Annotated in this window: 18 protein-coding genes; 8 read left to right on the top strand and 10 right to left on the bottom strand. The window is 40.4% G+C overall.

Features of this window, described 5'->3' with window-relative positions:
- Positions 1-9 precede the first annotated feature (9 nt).
- Positions 10-921 carry a bestrophin family protein gene (locus FTT99_RS03470; RefSeq protein ID WP_180130192.1) on the bottom strand — a complete coding sequence of 304 codons (912 nt, stop codon included), beginning with the start codon at positions 919-921 and terminating at the stop codon, positions 10-12.
- Between the two features lie 135 nt (positions 922-1056).
- Complete coding sequence (locus tag FTT99_RS03465; RefSeq protein ID WP_180023785.1) at positions 1057-2784, bottom strand: glutamine--tRNA ligase/YqeY domain fusion protein; 1728 nt, start codon at positions 2782-2784, stop codon at positions 1057-1059.
- A gap of 168 nt (positions 2785-2952) precedes the next feature.
- Here FTT99_RS03465 and FTT99_RS03460 point away from each other — a divergent pair, with 168 nt between their 5' ends.
- Complete coding sequence (locus tag FTT99_RS03460) at positions 2953-3462, top strand: peptidylprolyl isomerase (protein ID WP_078193500.1); 510 nt, start codon at positions 2953-2955, stop codon at positions 3460-3462.
- 138 nt (positions 3463-3600) lie between these two features.
- The gene (locus FTT99_RS03455) at positions 3601-4320 is read left to right on the top strand and encodes a UDP-2,3-diacylglucosamine diphosphatase (RefSeq protein ID WP_180130190.1); all 720 of its coding nucleotides are present in this window, start codon (positions 3601-3603) and stop codon (positions 4318-4320) included.
- Between the two features lie 234 nt (positions 4321-4554).
- Here FTT99_RS03455 and FTT99_RS03450 read toward each other — a convergent pair whose 3' ends face one another.
- Together FTT99_RS03450 and FTT99_RS03445 are read right to left on the bottom strand one after the other, a co-directional pair.
- The gene (locus tag FTT99_RS03450; protein ID WP_180130187.1) at positions 4555-5814 is read right to left on the bottom strand and encodes an acyl-CoA dehydrogenase family protein; all 1260 of its coding nucleotides are present in this window, start codon (positions 5812-5814) and stop codon (positions 4555-4557) included.
- 12 nt (positions 5815-5826) lie between these two features.
- Positions 5827-7074 (bottom strand): SfnB family sulfur acquisition oxidoreductase, encoded by a 1248-nt coding sequence (locus FTT99_RS03445; RefSeq protein ID WP_180130184.1) that lies wholly within the window; start codon positions 7072-7074, stop codon positions 5827-5829.
- Between the two features lie 303 nt (positions 7075-7377).
- Here FTT99_RS03445 and FTT99_RS03440 point away from each other — a divergent pair, with 303 nt between their 5' ends.
- On the top strand, positions 7378-8787 hold the full coding sequence (locus FTT99_RS03440) for an LLM class flavin-dependent oxidoreductase (protein WP_180130181.1): 1410 nt from the start codon (positions 7378-7380) through the stop codon (positions 8785-8787).
- A 49-nt stretch (positions 8788-8836) separates the two neighbouring features.
- On the opposite strand, the gene FTT99_RS03435 is transcribed toward FTT99_RS03440, so the two are convergent.
- Together FTT99_RS03435 and hpaI are read right to left on the bottom strand one after the other, a co-directional pair.
- On the bottom strand, positions 8837-9055 hold the full coding sequence (locus FTT99_RS03435; RefSeq protein ID WP_111883736.1) for a transposase: 219 nt from the start codon (positions 9053-9055) through the stop codon (positions 8837-8839).
- Positions 9056-9382: 327 nt separating this feature from the next.
- Complete coding sequence (hpaI, locus tag FTT99_RS03430) at positions 9383-10177, bottom strand: 4-hydroxy-2-oxoheptanedioate aldolase (protein ID WP_078193506.1); 795 nt, start codon at positions 10175-10177, stop codon at positions 9383-9385.
- Between the two features lie 252 nt (positions 10178-10429).
- On the opposite strand from hpaI, the gene nfsB reads away from it, so the two are divergent.
- Together nfsB and FTT99_RS03420 are read left to right on the top strand one after the other, a co-directional pair.
- A complete protein-coding gene (nfsB, locus tag FTT99_RS03425; RefSeq protein ID WP_111883737.1) occupies positions 10430-11083 on the top strand; it encodes an oxygen-insensitive NAD(P)H nitroreductase in 654 nt (217 codons plus the stop codon).
- Positions 11084-11198: 115 nt separating this feature from the next.
- Positions 11199-11432, top strand: coding sequence for a hypothetical protein (locus FTT99_RS03420; protein ID WP_078188692.1), 234 nt, complete (start codon positions 11199-11201; stop codon positions 11430-11432).
- Positions 11433-11769: 337 nt separating this feature from the next.
- On the opposite strand, the gene FTT99_RS03415 is transcribed toward FTT99_RS03420, so the two are convergent.
- From FTT99_RS03415 to FTT99_RS03400, 4 genes are all read right to left on the bottom strand, one after another.
- Positions 11770-12624, bottom strand: coding sequence for an EamA family transporter (locus tag FTT99_RS03415; protein WP_078193508.1), 855 nt, complete (start codon positions 12622-12624; stop codon positions 11770-11772).
- A 111-nt stretch (positions 12625-12735) separates the two neighbouring features.
- Complete coding sequence (fba, locus tag FTT99_RS03410) at positions 12736-13773, bottom strand: class II fructose-bisphosphate aldolase (protein WP_078193509.1); 1038 nt, start codon at positions 13771-13773, stop codon at positions 12736-12738.
- Between the two features lie 122 nt (positions 13774-13895).
- The gene (locus tag FTT99_RS03405) at positions 13896-14171 is read right to left on the bottom strand and encodes a hypothetical protein (RefSeq protein WP_168379677.1); all 276 of its coding nucleotides are present in this window, start codon (positions 14169-14171) and stop codon (positions 13896-13898) included.
- A 151-nt stretch (positions 14172-14322) separates the two neighbouring features.
- Positions 14323-15510 carry a phosphoglycerate kinase gene (locus FTT99_RS03400; protein WP_180078411.1) on the bottom strand — a complete coding sequence of 396 codons (1188 nt, stop codon included), beginning with the start codon at positions 15508-15510 and terminating at the stop codon, positions 14323-14325.
- Positions 15511-15650: 140 nt separating this feature from the next.
- Between FTT99_RS03400 and FTT99_RS03395 the strand changes: the two genes are divergently transcribed.
- The 3 genes from FTT99_RS03395 (at position 15651) to FTT99_RS03385 (ending at position 17279) form a co-directional block, all read left to right on the top strand.
- Entirely contained in the window at positions 15651-16034 is a 384-nt protein-coding gene (locus FTT99_RS03395; RefSeq protein WP_078188698.1) for a DUF2237 family protein, read from the top strand.
- On the top strand, positions 16034-16627 hold the full coding sequence (locus FTT99_RS03390; RefSeq protein WP_180004636.1) for a nucleoside triphosphate pyrophosphatase: 594 nt from the start codon (positions 16034-16036) through the stop codon (positions 16625-16627). Before FTT99_RS03395 ends, FTT99_RS03390 begins: the two co-directional genes overlap by 1 nt.
- 106 nt (positions 16628-16733) lie before the next feature.
- On the top strand, positions 16734-17279 hold the full coding sequence (locus FTT99_RS03385) for a hypothetical protein (protein WP_162689708.1): 546 nt from the start codon (positions 16734-16736) through the stop codon (positions 17277-17279).
- Positions 17280-17363 lie beyond the last annotated feature (84 nt).

The following is a 17363-nucleotide window of genomic DNA, read 5'->3' as shown; positions in this document are numbered from 1 at the left end:
GCCAAGAACTTATCTTAAGTTACTGTTAAATGTCTTAATCAGCGGCGGAAGTTCAACTTCTAGGCTGCTAAACATTTCACGCTCAATATTGCGTACAATCGAGTCCAGCGGCAAATCATTTTCCTGCAAGCCAAAAGGCTCTTCCAGCTCTGCGCTTAACGCATCCAAACCTAAAAATAAATATGCAATCAAAGCCACAATAACAGGTGTCCAAATCCCTAAACTGGCCTCTAGGCTAAATGGCAAAATCAGGCAAAATGAATACACCGCGCGATGTAAAAGCACCGAATATGAAAATGGCAATGGTGTGGTCATGATACGGTCACAGCCTGCATGGATATCGCCCATTGCTACAGTATGACGTGTAAGCGTGCTGTAAATAATATCTGTAATCTGGCCTTTTCTATAAGTTTTGACTAAATCTTTTTGAATAATTTCAAGTAAATACTGTGGTGCATTGATATTGTCTCGGCATTGCTGCCATTGCTGATCCGTCAAAGCTACGCCGTCTTTAAAATGTGCAATATCTTGTGATTCATAGCGTAAGCGATCACGTAACAAATTGCAAAACAGCATGATGCGGTACATCAACACGGTTCTTTGCTCATCTTCAAGGACATGACTATCCCGAATCATGTGGCGTGTATTGGCAATCAATGAGCCCCAAAGCTTGCGCCCTTCCCACCAACGGTCATAACAGGCAGTATTTCGAAAGCTCAAAAAAATCGACAGAATTACCCCAAAGATAGTAAACCCGATGGCTGGAACTTCGGGCGTATTCAGGTAGTGTGCAGCGCTTAGATACACCAAAATCGCAGACAAACTCACCACGACCGCTAAAGCAGGCATGACTTTTGGGAGTATCGTGCCATGCCATGCAAATAAAAGTTTAAAGCTATTATTTTTATTTCGAATGATCACTTATTGCCCCTCTGTACTGCCTTAATGAACCATCTCAACAATGAAAAAAGCCCAACCGAAGTTGAGCTTAATCTTAACCTACTTGATCTTAACCTATTGGGGATTCAAAGATGAATCCCTTTAAAAACTAAGATTTTATTTACCCGGTTTAAAACTGTCTTTCAAATCTAAGATGCGGTTAAACACTGGTTTTTCAGCTGTATGATCAAACTGATCTGCAACAAAGTAACCTTCACGTTCAAATTGGAAACGATCTTCAGGTTTTGCTTCTGCCAATGCAGGCTCAATGACCGCTTGAACCACTTTAAGTGATTCTGGATTTAAGTTTGCAAGGAAGTCATCACCCACTTCAGGGTCTGATTCAGTGAATAAACGGTCGTAGATACGAACTTCCGCAGCAATACCCTTGCTTGCAGAAACCCAATGTACAACACCTTTCACTTTACGGCCTTCAGGGTTTTTACCTAAAGTTTCAGGGTCGATTGAACATTTCAATTCAACCACTTCACCGTTCTCGTCTTTAATCACTTCATCACACTTAATCACATACGCATGACGTAAACGCACTTCACCGCCCGGAATCAGACGTTTAAAGCCTTTAGGCGCAACTTCTTCAAAGTCTTTACGATCAATGTAAATGTCTTGAGTCAACGGAATGATACGGTCACCCATGTCTACATTTGGATGACGTGCATGCACCAAATCCATTGCTTCAGGCAAGTTAGTTAAAGTCACTTTGAGTGGATTCAACACAGCCATACCACGAGCAGCAGTATTTTCTAGAGACTGGCGGATGCAGTATTCAAGCATTGCAACATCTACGATACTGCCATCAACTTTTGTTACACCTACACGTTTACAGAAGTCACGCAGACCTTCTGGGGTAAAGCCGCGACGGCGCATACCCACAACGGTAGGCATACGTGGGTCATCCCAACCATTCACAAAACCACCTTCAACCAATTTACGTAATTTACGTTTAGAGGTAATGGTGTAATCTACATTTAGGCGGCTTGATTCATACTGATGTGGTACAGATGGTGATTTAACTTTTTCGACAACCCAGTCATAGAATGGACGGTGATCAACAAACTCTAGTGTACACAGTGAATGCGTAACCCCTTCAATGGCATCTGATAATGGATGCGCATAGTCGTACATTGGGTACATTTTCCATTTATCACCAGTTTGGTGATGTTCAGAATGCAAAATACGATACAAAATAGGATCACGCATATGGATGTTAGGTGAAGTCATGTCAATTTTGGCACGTAGTACTGCCTGACCTTCTCCCAACTCACCATTACGCATTTGTTCAAAACGCGCTAAGTTTTCTTCTACGCTAGCATCACGTTGCGGCGAGTTTTTACCCGGCTCCACAAAATTACCGCGGTTTAGTTTGATTTCTTCAGGGCTCTGCAAATCCACATAAGCATCACCTTGTTCAATCAATTGAACTGCCCAAGTGTAAAGCTGATCAAAATAGCTTGATGCATAACGTGGCTCGCCGTTCCACTCAAAACCTAGCCATTTCACGTCATTGGCAATACCGTCTACATACTCTTGCTCTTCGGCATCCGGGTTTGTATCGTCAAAACGGAGGTTACATAGACCTGCGAATTCTTGAGCAATACCAAAGTTTAGGCAAATAGCTTTTACATGACCAATATGTAGGTAGCCATTTGGCTCTGGTGGAAAACGTGTTACAACTTGTTCGGTACGACCTGCAGATAAATCATCTGTAATGACTTGACGTACAAAATCTAAGCCTGGCTGTTGTTCCTGCTGCGCAGCTTCGACAGGGGCATTGTTCTTGGTTGTCGGATTGTTAGGCAGGGATGAAACAACATCGTTTGGCTTCATGGTAATAAAATCACTTCTATAAAGATAAAATTAGGATAATTAAAACGCTTTTCTTTATTTTTAACAAAGAAAGTAACGTTTTTACTTGCCTTGTAGTTTACAGTTTGCTTATGCTTCTCACAACCAAAAAACCCATGGCTTTCATGTCCATGTACAGGAGATTACACAATGAGTTTTCCTCAAGTCGAATTAAACACCAATAAAGGTCGTATTGTTCTTGAGCTTAACACTGAAAAAGCACCTAAAACTGCTGAAAACTTCTTACAGTATGTTCGCGATGGTTTCTATGACGGCGTGATTTTCCACCGTGTTATTGATGGTTTCATGATCCAAGGCGGCGGCATGGATGAAAACTTCAAAGAAAAAACAACTCGTGATTCTATTGAAAACGAAGCTGACAACGGTTTAAGCAATGATGTTGGTACGATCGCTATGGCACGTACTCAAGCACCTCATTCTGCTTCAGCTCAATTCTTCATTAACGTTAAAAACAACTCCTTCCTTAACCATACTGGTAAAACAGCGCAAGGTTGGGGCTATGCAGTATTTGGTAAAGTAGTTGAAGGTCTTGACGTTGTTGACGCAATCAAAAGCGTTCGTACTGGTAACCGTGGCTACCACGCAGACGTTCCTCTAGAGAACGTTGTAATCGAATCAGCTAAAATCATTTCTGAATAATTTTTAAATTCTCCCTGAGTAGCATTGCTGCGCAAGTCCCTTTAATAACGGAGGGAGTTTCAATATGAAATAAATGTCGGAACTCCTCCCTTTTCCAAAGGGAGGCTGGGAGGGATTTTTAGAATAAGGAAAAGATTCGTGACCTATCTGTTTATCGCTGATTTACATTTGTCACCTGAACACCCTCGACTCGTTCGGGGGTTTTTAGCTTTGTTAGAACAATACAAAACTCAAAATACCCAGCTGTATATTTTAGGTGATTGGTTTAATGCTTGGATTGGTGATGACTTTACTGCCCCATGGTTAGACGAAATCATTGCAGCGCTTAAAGATTTTACTGCGTTGGGAAATCAAATTTATTTCCAAGTGGGTAATCGTGACTTTGCATTGGGTCAAAAGTTTTTAGATAAATTTCACGGTCAATTATTACAAGACGTGGATTATCTCCACATTGGCAACTATAAAATTCGCCTCGAACATGGCGATTTACTTTGCACCGATGATGTGTCTTACCAAAAGTTTCGTAAAGTAATTCGTAATCCTTTGCTTTTAGGTTTCTTAAAAATCTTACCGCTTAGCATTCGACAAAAAATCGCCAATGGCTTCCGCAAAAAAAGTACAGAAACCAAGCAAGTTAAATCTTATGAAATCATGGATGTAAATGCCGAAGCTGTAGAAAAAGCTTTAGAGCATGCCGATCTACTGATTCATGGACATACCCACCGGCCCCAAATACATGATGTGCATGGAAAACTACGTATCGTTTTAGGGGACTGGCGCGCAGAACAAGCTCAAATATTAGAGGTTGGTGAAAACCCATCTGTGAGTGATTTAAAATTAAAAAAATGGTCTTACTAACCCTTAGGCTTTAGTTAAACCTGCCGTCATATTTGGTTAAAACAATACATCCAGATATCAAGACATAGCCCTTTACCAGACTATCTCAACAGATTATCAATTGAACTGCATCCTACATATAGCAGATCAACGTCATTTAAAATCTTAAAAAAACAAGGTTTAAACTTAAAAATAATTTCACGAGGAATTCACTATGGACTACTTTCATCCACAGTGAACATCTTCAGATATTAATTAAGCAGCAATGACAGGTTGCTTAACTGCTGGACTATTACCAATTTGCCATACATATGGTAGCGGCGTTTGATTAATCTCCCAATCACCAATGACTTTCTGTTTATAAATAAGTGGATTATGCGATGACACTACACGAGCATTACGCCAAAAGCGATCTAACTGTTTAGTTGTCGAGCTTGCTGAAGCGCCCAAGGCATTAAACAATTCACTACTCAAATTTAGTACCAACTCTGATATGACCACTTGCCCTTTAGAGGATTCAAGCTCCGCACGGTCATTCGCTTGCTGATCCAACTGGGTATCAGACTGAAAATGACTTAAATATGCGACATCCAAAGCTTCTGCTGCACGAAGTGTAATTGCTTCAGCTGCATAAGACTGTGCCGACGCCTTACCAATCACTTGTAAAATTTGTGCATCATCTCGAACTAAATCAGCATTACCATGGCTGTAAATACGTGTGCGTTCACGGACTTCATTACTGAAAACGTCCACAGCATTTTGTGCTATACCTGCCAGCGTTGCCAAATGCACGACCTGATAGAACGCCGTTTGATATTTAAAGCGCTGATCGAACGGCAAAATATGATCACGATCAATGCTGACATCTTGAATATTCAGTGTGCCGCTGCCTGTGGTTTTTTGGCCAAAGCCATCCCAGTCATCGTATACTTGTATGCCAGCGTCATGTGTTGAAACTGCGGCTATAACATGTTGATTCGTTGTTTCATCTAAAGCGAATAGATCGATCCAATCTGCAAAGATTGTTCCGGTAGAATAGTATTTTTGACCATTGACCCTTAGCTGACCTTGCGCATTTTCAGTAACTCGGGTAACAACATCTCCAATTTCAACTTTTCCGATTTCTGTCCAAGCATTACCGACCAAATCGCCTTGCAGAAAGCGCTTAAACCAAACCGTTTGATCTTGTGTTTTTTGCGCATTTAAACGGTCCTCTACGAAAGCAAAATGACCTCTTAATGCCTGTACAACATTAGAATCGGCCTTAGCCAATTCAATTAACAGCTGAAACAACTGTTTTTGTGAAATCCCTTCACCGCCAAAAGCCACGGGTACACGGACCGCACCAAATCCAGCTTGTTTTAACCATGAAATTGCATCATATGGCAGTTTCCTATTTTGTTCCCGCGCCAAAGCGCCCTCTGCAATTCTCTGAAAAATCGGACGGAACTTAGCGGCCACTTGATCATAGTCAGCACCTAAAGATAAGGGCTGTTTATTATTTTGAATCGTCATAATCTTCTCCTCTTAACTCCAAGCATGGCGCGGCGGTGGTACATCATTTAAATAGTAGTTGCCTACAATATTCAGCTTCCAACGTACGGGATCGTGCAAAGTATGTGTGCGCGCATTACGCCAATGACGGTCTAAATTCAGCTCAGACAATGTTGATCGTGTGCCTGAGAGTTCAAATAGTTTATTCGCTGCAAGTAACGCAATTTCAGTCGTCAGGACCTTAGATTCTGCTGTCAGTAGTGTTGCCTCTGACACCGTTTCTTCTGTTGGGTTTTCTACGGCTCGGTCTATCGCTTCACCCGCCAAAGCCAACACTGCCTCTGCAGCTCGGAGTTTAATTTTCAACTCGCCGATGTTGGCAATCGTATACGGATCTTGCACCGCCTTTTCTAAGCCCGAATCAATCCAAGGACGTGCATGCTGGCGCACATATTGAATCGTTTCATTAATCGCACCGCGCGCAATACCAGCATCGACAGCAGATTGAATGAATTGAGAAATAGCGCCCGCAGCCGTTGGACGTTCAAAAGCTTGATGAATGGGTACAATGTGATTTAAATCCACTTTGACATTGTCCAACAGTACAGAACCGCTGACTGTCGTTCTTTGTCCAAAACCACTCCAGTCGTTAATAATGGTTAAACCCGGCGTATGCTGGGGTACTAAGGCTGCATAAGGCTTTCCATCATTCACTGCAACCACAGGTATCCAATGTGCAAGCAAAGCGCCTGTTGCAAAGAATTTTTGACCATTAATGAGCGCATGATCATCTTTAAACTCAATGGCTGTTGTTAATTCTGCAACTGTTTTGGAACCTTTTTCTGAAAATGCATTGCCAAAGCGTTTACCTTGTAAGACTTGATCAAAGAAAAACTCTTGCTGTGATGGATTTGCATCCAAACGAATATGCTCGACAAAGGCCCAATGGTTTTGAGCAATTTGTCCTAGGGATGAGTCTGCACTAGAAATAATTTTGACCACGTCTGCAAGGGTTTTATAACTCACTCCTGCACCACCAAATTGACGCGGTACAGTAATGCCCCACAAACCTGATGCTGAATATTGCTGTACTTCCTGCAAAGGTAAGCGGCGTTCATGATCGCGTTTAGCTGATTCTTTTGTAAATTCCACAGCTAACTGTTCAGCAACATCGATAGCTTCTTGATCAGATCGAATAATATGCGCTAAACCGCTAGATTGATAGAAATCGCGCGGAATGTTTTGCGCCTCTTTTAGTTTAATTTCAATTTTTGAAGTCATTATTAAAATGCTCAGTTTAGATATTATTCAAATAAGCTAGCACTTTTTATTTTGATTATTTATAGAATTATCATCAAAACAAATCAGTTTTCATGACATGGAATTTACATTTTTAATTGTCAAACAAAATCTTTATAAGCCGTACCAAACAAAAAAATATCTGCTTATCCATATGAATATATGAAGTATTCAAAAATTATGATTAGCATTTATTCAGATTTGTTTTTGACTTTTTATTAATAAATGCAGCTGTATTTTTATATACCCTCTTATGCAAGAGATTAAATAACCCAGTAAAAAATCATGTCTAAAAATATTCGCTTCAATGCCTTTGAAATGAACTGTATTGCACATCAGTCACCCGGTCTATGGCGTCATCCATTAGACCGTTCTACAGAATACAAAGACCTAGAATATTGGACCGACTTAGCTAAAATTTTAGAACGCGGAAAATTTGATGGTGTCTTTATAGCAGATGTTTTGGGTATTTATGATGTCTACCACGGTTCTGCTGAACATGCGCTGACTGGCGCTATCCAAGTACCTGTGAATGATCCTTTGCAAATTGTTCCTGCAATGGCAGCTGTCACCAAGCACTTAGGCTTTGGTGTCACGACTTCAATTTCATTTGAGCACCCCTATCCTTTTGCACGACGTATGAGCACTTTAGATCACCTGACGAAAGGCCGTGCCGGATGGAATATTGTGACTTCATATCTAGAAAGCGGCTCTAAAAATTTAGGCCTAAAAACCCAAGTCAGTCATGACAACCGCTATGACATTGCAGATGAATATTTAGAAGTTCTCTATAAACTTTGGGAAGGCTCTTGGGAAGATGATGCCGTGCTGCGCGATAAACAAAATGGTATCTTTGCTGATCACCGCAAAGTGCATCCAATTCAACATGAAGGAAAATACTTTACTGTTCCTGGCATTCATATTTGCGAACCTTCACCCCAGCGTACACCGGTTTTATATCAAGCTGGCGCTTCAGCACGCGGACAACAGTTTGCTAGTCAAAATGCGGAATGTGTTTTCATCTCGGCACCGACTCAAATTGCAGTAAAAAAACTGGCCGATGGTATTCGGCATAATTTAGTAAAAGAAGGCAAAGATCCCCATTCTGTCCTGATCTATACCATGCTGGCCATAGTGGTTGATGAGACCGATGAAAAAGCCCAAGCTAAGTTCCGTGAATATCAGCAATATGGCAGCTATGACGGCGGCTTGACCCTGGCTTCTGGCTGGTCAGGTGTCGACTTTTCTCAGTTTAAACCAACAGATCAAGTGGAATACATTCAAACCGATGCCATTCAATCTATGCTGCAATCTTATGTAGAGGCAGATCCTGATAAAATTTGGACGATTGAGGAAATTGCAAAATGGACCAGTGTCGGCGGTAACGGACCTGTTATTGTCGGCTCTCCAGCAACCGTGGCAGACCGTTTACAGGAGTGGATTGAGTACACTGGTATCGATGGCTTTAACTTAGCCTACATATTGGCGCATAAGAGTTTTGAAGATATTGTGGAATACGTTGTACCAGAATTACAACGTCGTGGTGTATATCAAACAGAATATGCTGACGGAACCTTGCGTGAAAAACTCTTCGGCCAAGGCGCGAAATTGCCCGACAACCACCGTGCGGCGCAATACCGATATAAAAACCAAGCTCAAGTTGCGAATAAGCATCAACACCTTGAAATGGCTTAAGCCGCTTTTTTAGGCAAAAAAAAAGCAGATGATCTGCTGTTTTTTTCATTTAAGCTAAGCGATATAGCTGGTTTGGGCCAGTATAGAAGCTTTTGCCATCTAGATTCAGGTTAAATGTCTCGCCTGTTTCTAATTCAATCATTTGCCCAACATCAACCCAAATTAAACCAGCATTGGTATTTTGTTGACGTTTCAAAGGCACCAATTTCACATTAATTTCATCGCCATTTACAGCTTTGGCAGTTTGCCAAGTATTTAAAATATTCAAAAGATTTACTCAACATGTGAGCTTTTTGTGACAGAACAAAGAGATTAATCAATCGGGTTTGGAATAATAATTCTGTAGTTACAAAGATAAGATTCAAGTCAGAAGCTTGAATACAGATAAATCACAATCAGCTAAATAAAAAAGATAAGCAGGAACATTACCCGCTTCGAGTTAAGCAGAAGTATACAATATTGCGCTTTGATTAGCAAAAGTAGAGTTTACATATACTCTAAGCCACTACTTTTGCTAAAATTATTGAATTAAAATTTTAACCATCGAGTAAATTAATTATCCATACAGTGAATAATATAACGAAGGCTGTATCGCTTAGTAACCACCTTCTGTTTTCGTAACTGGGGTATCATTTTTGTATTTCGATAAAAGTTCACGTAACGAATTCATGAGCACACTGGTATCGACACCTACGGCAACAAATTCTGTGCCTAACTCGATATATTTCTGAGTCACATCATGTTGTGTCGACAAAATACCTGCAGCTTTACCCGCCTTACGTATGCGCTGAATCGCATCAATCACGGTTTTTTGTACTTCAGGATGATTCGGATTCCCTTGATAACCCATCGTCGCCGACAAATCCACGGCACCAATAAACACCCCATCGATGCCATCAATTTTCAGTATTTCATCCAAGTTTTTAATCCCTTCAATTGACTCAATCTGAATCAGTAAACAGATATTTTCATGTGCATTTGCATAATAGTCAGGAATACTGTTCCAACGTGTTGCACGTGCTAATGCTGCACCAACGCCTCTAATACCCTCAGGTGGATAACGTACTGCCTTAACCATAAGTTGAGCTTGTTCAACAGTTTCGACCATAGGGATGAGCAAGGTTTGCGCACCGATATCCAACAATTGTTTGATTAATTGCACACTACCAATTGGAGGTCGAACCACAGCCTGCGAAGGATATGCTGCAATACTTTGCAGTTGCGACAATGTCGTCCGCAAGTCACTTGGCGCATGCTCACCATCAATGAGCAACCAGTCATAACCTGCATTTGCAGCTATTTCAGTACCATAAGCATCGGCTAAACCGACCCACAAACCAATCTGCTGTTCGGTTTTTAATTTTTTCTTGAAATGATTGGTGTAATCCATCGCTGCTGTCTCATGCTTAAACTATGATTAACTACAATTGATTAAACGCCTTTTGGCAAAAACTACCAATAGCATTTATCTATCTTATGATTTTATATAACTCTAATTCGCACTTCATACAGCTTAAATCTGTTAATTTTTAGCCAATGAGTACAGCATATACGACTAAGATCTATCCTTGGAAAATTTTCTCCTTAGACCATTTGTCCATTTATCCGCTAAACTACAGCAAACTATATCTGGAGATATTCGATGGATCTGTTAAACGTATCAAAACAACGCTATACCACGAAAGCATATAATCCTGCTAAAAAAATTCCACAGGAACAATTTGAGCGTTTATTACAAATACTCCGTTTAACACCATCTTCCATCAATATTCAGCCTTGGCATTTTTTTATTGCAGATCATGATGCAGCCAAACAACGCATTGCCAAAGCCTTAGTAGGAAAATATGCCTACAATGCCCCAAAAGTTTTAGATTCATCACATACGATTTTATTCTGTACTAAGGCAGACATCACTGCAGAGCATTTAGATAATCTTTTAAATCAGGATGATCGTAGTGGTCGCTTTAAAGATGACAAAGCCAAACAAGGTCAAAAAGACAGCCGTACAGGTTATGTCGATTATTATCGTAATGAAAAAGGTGATATTCAACGTTGGGCTGAAAACCAAACATTTATTGCTTTAGGTCAAATGCTTTTGGCAGCAGGCATTGAAGGTGTCGATGCAACACCGATTGGTGGATTTGACGAAGCGATCATCACTGAAGAATTGGGCTTAGTTGAACAAAACTTGATTCCTTCTGTACTGATGACTTTAGGTTATCGAAGTGAAAATGATTTCAATGCGAAATTACCTAAATCACGTCTGAATGCTGAAGAAATTTTTACACACCTCTAAGCTTTCCATAAAACCGACGAAAGGGGCAATTTTGCCTCTTTTTTGTCATTTCGGGACTTATTATTTAAACAATTATCGAGTATATTCTGCTCAAAATATACTCAGGTCTCTCCCTATGCCTACAGCTATAAAATTACCTATGAAATTTCATTGCGAAGCGTGCAATACGGTTTATTTACAAAAATATGCGGGCGATATGCTCCATAGCTATCCAAACTGCCCAAACTGTAAACAACCGGGTCAGTTACAAGGCACGATTGAAACTCAAGATTTCCTAAAACACCCCGTTGCAGTGGGTAAATGTTATTTTGAAAATACCTTACAACGTTTTCAACAACTCACACGTTAACTATGCATCTAAAACTAAAAGCCCTCAAATCGAGGGCTTTTTTATAACGACATATTTAGCAACAATGTGAAAATATAATATTTATAAATTGGTCTGAACTTTGCTGAATAATTTGAATCAAAAAAACAATTCAAGCAGAGGTGGGACATGTCATATTTACTACAAATGCCGATGAAGTTTGAATGCGGTCATTGCCATGAAATGTATCTGCATACTTATCAATATACTGATCATCACTGCCCTGAGTGTCCGACCTGTCGAGATCAAGGACTGCTCATGGGCGTGGCTGAGTGGGATGATTTGCTACAACACCCGATCGTTTTTGCTAAAAGTTATCTTAGACAGACATGGCATATGCTAAGCAAACCACACTCATGATCCCTGCAATCAAACCAAATACGGTTGCGACTCTCAATTTTTCTTTAAAGATGATAAGGCCCGCAACCACACCTAAAACCACGACCAAAATATTCATTCCAGCAAACACGATTGCAGGTGTGTCTTTAAGCAACATATGGGCTTTCACATACAGTGCAATATTAGCAAAGTTTAAGAGACCTAAGCCCAATCCAGCGAGGATATTTTTGGTCTGCCCCAAACTGCCGTGCTGTACGATGTTATAAATGCTCGAAAGTAAAAATGCACAAATAAACACCAAATTTAAAGTCACCGCAAACTGCATGCCCAAACCTGAAGCAAATTTTAATAGCACATCAATCAGTGCATAGCCTGCCCAAACGCTTAATAAAAATAAAATACCCTGCTTTCCATCAATGCTTCCCTTGCGCTGTGAAAATAAAATCAGCAATACCGCAAGTACACCAAGTGCGATACCAATGAGCTTAATGGCATTAAAATATTCACTGAAAATAAAATAGGCTGCGCTAAGAGAAAGCACAACAGATAAGCGCTGAGCCAATTCGGTTTTTAAAATACCCGCTGTTTGCAGTGAGCGTGCTAAGCAATAAAAAATTGTCGGCAGTAATACACCCAAAGCCGCAATTAAAACCCACGGCGTTTTATTAATCGAAATATGCGCTAGATCCGGCTTAAACCATAGAAAACATAAAATACTCGCAGATGCATAATTCCATGTGATCATTTGTGCAGGGTTAAAACCACGATCACGACAGAGTTTTAGAATTACTGAAACGAGAACACTGCAAATCGCGGCAGCAAAGATCAATTCCATGACACGCTCTTATTCTTGAGTTGTATTTAAAGCAATTTTTCTAAGTTCAAATCAAAGAAAAGCCCACTTAATTGTGGGCTTTTCTTCAAAAATAATCTATCTCAAGACAAATTATTTATAGTGACTCACCATTTTTTCTAAAGAAATTGGACGAATCTTGTCAGCATTACCCGCTGTACCAAATGCTTCATAACGATCGATACAAATTTGTTTCATCGCATCAACAGTTGCAGAGAAGAATTTACGTGGGTCAAATTCAGCTGGTTTTTCAGCCATCATACGGCGCATAGCACCTGTAGAAGCAAGACGTAAGTCAGTATCGATGTTAATTTTACGAACACCGTGTTTGATTGCGTCTACAAGTTGGTCTACTGGAACACCATAAGTTTCGCCGATGTTACCACCGAATTCATTAATTACAGCTAACCATTCTTGTGGCACAGAGCTTGAACCGTGCATTACAAGATGTGTATTTGGTAACGCAGCGTGAATTTCTTTAATACGGTCAATCGCTAAAATGTCACCTGTAGGTGGGCGAGTAAATTTGTACGCACCGTGTGAAGTACCCACTGCAATTGCAAGTGCGTCAACATTGGTATCAGCTACAAATGAACGCGCTTCTTCAACTGAAGTTAAAAGCTGAGAATGATCAAGTACGCCTTCAGCGCCTACACCATCTTCTTCACCAGCCATACCAGTTTCAAGGCTACCTAAACAACCGATTTCGCCTTCTACTGAAACGCCACACGCATGTGCCATTTGAACAGTACGACGAGTCACGTCTACGTTGTATTCGTATGAAGTTGGCGTTTTACCGTCTTCACCTAAAGAACCGTCCATCATCACTGATGAGAAGCCAAGTTGAATAGAACGTTGACATACGTCAGGGCTAGTACCATGGTCTTGGTGCATAACCACAGGAATATGTGGCCATTCTTCGATTGCTGCCAAAATCAAATGACGCAAGAACGGAGCGCCTGCATACTTACGCGCACCCGCAGATGCTTGTACGATTACAGGTGAATTTGTTGCATCTGCTGCAAGCATAATTGCACGCATTTGTTCTAAGTTGTTTACGTTGAATGCTGGTACGCCGTAAGCATGTTCGCCGGCGTGATCCAAGAGCTGGCGCAATGAAATAAGAGCCATAATATCCTCCCAGGTAATGCCGCATATTCTACATGCTCAATCATTTCAATTCAGCAACAAATAACACTATTTAAAAAAAAATCCCTGCATTTGCAGGGACTTTTTAAATAAAGTCAACAATCTTAGTGAGTTGCTGCTGCTGAAGCGGCTGTTTCAGTGTCAGCTGTTGCTTCGTCTGCAGGTGCATTTGCAATCTCAGCAGGAACATCTTGGTTCTTTTCATCCAATACTGGCTTATCAAGTTCATCAATGGCTTTTTGTTGTTCTGGCGTTGTTTGAGCATTATCTACGGCAACAGCAGATGCTTCTGATTCCGTTGGTGCAGACTCTTTTTTAGCACAAGCTGTCAAAGTTAATGGTGCGATTAAAAGTACAGCAAGTGCAAGTTTTAAGTTCATCGTTGTTTCCTACTACTGCGAATTAGGTGTTGCGATGAATTTTATTGCAGAAATATTGCACTTTGATGACGGCAAAATGAATGGGCGATAAAAAAAGGCTGACCGAAGCCAACCTTTTTTAATACTGTATTATCTTATTGATAATACTAAATTAAGCACGGTCAAGAAGCGCTGCTACAGCAGGAAGAGTTTTACCTTCAACGAATTCAAGGAAAGCACCACCACCAGTCGAGATGTAACCAATATTGTCTGCAACTTCATATTTATCAATTGCAGCAAGCGTGTCACCACCACCCGCGATCGAGAAGCCTTCAGATTCAGCAATCGCTAAAGACAATGCTTTAGTGCCTTCGCCGAATTGATCAACTTCAAACACACCTACTGGACCATTCCATAGAATAGTTTTTGAAGTTTTCAAAATTTCAGCAAATGCTTTGGCAGTTTCAGGACCTACATCCAAAATCATGTCGTTGTCTGTTACATCTTCAACTTTTTTCACGACAGCTTTAGCAGCAGCTAATGAACCAAGGAAGTCTGCAAAATCAATTTCAGCAGCATCAGCAACAACAACATCTGTTGGAAGTGGTACAGATACTTTTGCGGCAATGGCTTTTGCTGTGTCGATCAGGTCATTTTCACAAAGTGATTTACCAACATTGAAGCCTGCAGCAGCTAAGAATGTATTGGCAATACCACCACCCACGATCAATTGATCACAGATGTCAGATAGTGAAGTTAATACATCTAATTTAGTAGAAACTTTTGAGCCAGCAACAATCGCAACCATTGGTTTTGCAGGAGTTTTAAGTGCACGACCTAGCGCGTCAAGCTCAGCAGCAAGTAAAGGACCTGCAGCAGCCACTTTTGCACAACGTGCTACGCCTTCAGTCGATGCTTCTGCACGGTGAGCCGTACCAAATGCATCCATAACGTAAACATCACAAAGTGCTGCATATTTAGCAGATAATTCAGGATTGTTTTTCTTTTCACCTACGTTGAAACGGCAGTTTTCAAGTAAAACCACTTGACCTGGCGCAACGTCAACACCGTCCAAATAATCAGTGATCAATTGAACATCTTGACCCAAAGCTTCTGTTAAATAAGCGGCTACAGGTGCTAGAGACTGCTCTGCTTTAGGCTCACCTTCAACAGGACGACCTAAGTGTGAATACACCATTACAGCAGCACCTTTTTCTACAGCTGCTTTAATTGTTGGCAACGCCGCACGTAAACGTGCATCGCTTGTAATCACGCCATTTTTAACTGGTACGTTAAGATCTTCACGGATCAGAACACGTTTACCCGCCAAATCTAGGTCAGTCATACGCTGAAAGTTCATGCATTACTCTCTTTTATTGATATCAAAACGCGACGATTTTAAATGATTATGCAGAAAAACGTTAGCTTCTTTTGCAGAAAAGCTATGTCGAGCCAAAGTTTTGTTATGATAGCGAAAAGCCTTATAAAGATTCAGCGCTTATGTCGATTCATCCAGACCCAAATATTAATCGTTTAAATGTTTTAGGCGAACCCTTGGCAAGCTGTTGTTTTGATCCGATTACCGGATATTTTAGAAATGGCTTTTGCCATACAGCAACAACAGACCTTGGTCAGCATACGATGTGTGCACAAATGACATCTGAATTTTTAAACTTTTCCCAAAAAGTTGGCAATGACCTAATCACACCTTTACCCGAAGTTGGTTTTCCAGGATTACAACCTGGTGACTTCTGGTGTATCTGTGTGACTCGCTGGGTGGAAGCGTATCAAGAAGGATTTGCCCCACCTATTAAAATACAAGCGTGTCACCAAGCGGCGCTGTCTTATGTACCGCTTGATGTACTTATGGAATATGCAGTGTAATGAGTACTCCCAAAATCATTTTGGCTTCTAGCAGCCAAACCCGTAAAGACCTAATGGACCGTTTACGGATTGATTACCACTCAATCGTACCAGATATAGACGAAACACCTCGTGGTGAGAACCACGCTGATGAGTTAGCAAAGCGACTGGCATTTGAAAAAGCTTCAGCGATTGCAAACCAGCACCCAGACGCGATTGTGATTGGTTCTGACCAAGTCGCATGGCGCGAAGGCGCACCAGATATTTTTATCGGTAAACCGCTTTGCGATGAAAAAGCCATTAAGCAGCTTCAAGCCAATTCTGACAAAATCGTTTATTTCAGTACGGCACTCAGTGTCCAACAAAAATCGATAGGTTTTGAACAAACCCTTGTCGAGCACTATAAAGTGAAATTTCGCAAACTAAGCTTGCCTGAAATTGAACGTTATGTTCAGGTTGAACAACCGTTACACTGCGCTGGCAGTTTTAAATGTGAAAGTTTAGGGATTAGCTTATTTGAAGAAATGATCGGGCAAGACCAAACTACACTCATGGGTATGCCGATGATTAAACTCTGCAATATTTTGCGTGAGCTTAAGATCTTAGTCCCATAATTTTAAAATCTTTATTTGTTACAGCATAATAAACACATCATTAGCTCTTTATGGGCTAATGATTAAAAAGTCACTTACTTATTTATTACAACCAAGAACTGAAAACATGAAAACGTTTAATTTAATTTCATCTAGCCTCATTAGCATTAGCCTTCTATTTTGTTCGACAAACGGTCATACCAATACAGTGAATCAAACTGTGACCAACTCTCAGCAATACAACAAAAACTTAGTCAATGAGTGGGTTCAATATAAATTCATCTATGCTGAATTAGAACAACAAGGCGCTGCGATGCAGGAGCAAATCATTCAACAACTAGGCACTAAAACCAAAACCGGTGGTAGTAACACGCCAGAACAACAAATCAATAAACTGGTTGCTCTAGGCAAACAAAAATTTGAAAGCATTCAACCACAAACAGTTGAAGTGAAAAAACTTCTAAAACTACAAACCGAAAATGTTGAAATGATGGCAAAAGTCATGCCGAATCATTTCAAATTAATGTCTGATAAAGAAAATACTAAAATTGACACCAATGCACATTTTGAGCAATTCATGAAATTTTCAGCGACCACGGCTGCTGCCAATAGCTATGATTTGGAAGTTGAAAAATTAGTCATGCAATATCTCAAAGACAATCCTTTAAAATAGTCTCAAGCTAATCGAAATAATTTAATGAAATAGAGCCTTGCTAAAAACTGGAATCTCAAGGGACAATATATCCATTGAAATTGT

The sequence above is a fragment of the Acinetobacter sp. YH12040 genome (genome assembly GCF_013420005.1).
GTDB lineage: Bacteria > Pseudomonadota > Gammaproteobacteria > Pseudomonadales > Moraxellaceae > Acinetobacter > Acinetobacter amyesii.
This window is presented reverse-complemented; position numbering and strand designations above follow the sequence as displayed.

Bases quoted from the DNA above. Each gene is read 5' to 3' on its own strand.
- FTT99_RS03465 (WP_180023785.1), bottom strand. From the start codon at position 2,784: ATGAAGCCAAACGATGTTGTTTCATCCCTGCCTAACAATCCGACAACC.
- FTT99_RS03460 (WP_078193500.1), top strand. From the start codon at position 2,953: ATGAGTTTTCCTCAAGTCGAATTAAACACCAATAAAGGTCGTATTGTT.
- FTT99_RS03450 (WP_180130187.1), bottom strand. From the start codon at position 5,814: ATGACGATTCAAAATAATAAACAGCCCTTATCTTTAGGTGCTGACTAT.
- FTT99_RS03445 (WP_180130184.1), bottom strand. From the start codon at position 7,074: ATGACTTCAAAAATTGAAATTAAACTAAAAGAGGCGCAAAACATTCCG.
- FTT99_RS03440 (WP_180130181.1), top strand. From the start codon at position 7,378: ATGTCTAAAAATATTCGCTTCAATGCCTTTGAAATGAACTGTATTGCA.
- hpaI (WP_078193506.1), bottom strand. From the start codon at position 10,177: ATGGATTACACCAATCATTTCAAGAAAAAATTAAAAACCGAACAGCAG.
- nfsB (WP_111883737.1), top strand. From the start codon at position 10,430: ATGGATCTGTTAAACGTATCAAAACAACGCTATACCACGAAAGCATAT.
- FTT99_RS03420 (WP_078188692.1), top strand. From the start codon at position 11,199: ATGCCTACAGCTATAAAATTACCTATGAAATTTCATTGCGAAGCGTGC.
- FTT99_RS03415 (WP_078193508.1), bottom strand. From the start codon at position 12,624: ATGGAATTGATCTTTGCTGCCGCGATTTGCAGTGTTCTCGTTTCAGTA.
- fba (WP_078193509.1), bottom strand. From the start codon at position 13,773: ATGGCTCTTATTTCATTGCGCCAGCTCTTGGATCACGCCGGCGAACAT.
- FTT99_RS03405 (WP_168379677.1), bottom strand. From the start codon at position 14,171: ATGAACTTAAAACTTGCACTTGCTGTACTTTTAATCGCACCATTAACT.
- FTT99_RS03400 (WP_180078411.1), bottom strand. From the start codon at position 15,510: ATGAACTTTCAGCGTATGACTGACCTAGATTTGGCGGGTAAACGTGTT.
- FTT99_RS03395 (WP_078188698.1), top strand. From the start codon at position 15,651: ATGTCGATTCATCCAGACCCAAATATTAATCGTTTAAATGTTTTAGGC.
- FTT99_RS03390 (WP_180004636.1), top strand. From the start codon at position 16,034: ATGAGTACTCCCAAAATCATTTTGGCTTCTAGCAGCCAAACCCGTAAA.
- FTT99_RS03385 (WP_162689708.1), top strand. From the start codon at position 16,734: ATGAAAACGTTTAATTTAATTTCATCTAGCCTCATTAGCATTAGCCTT.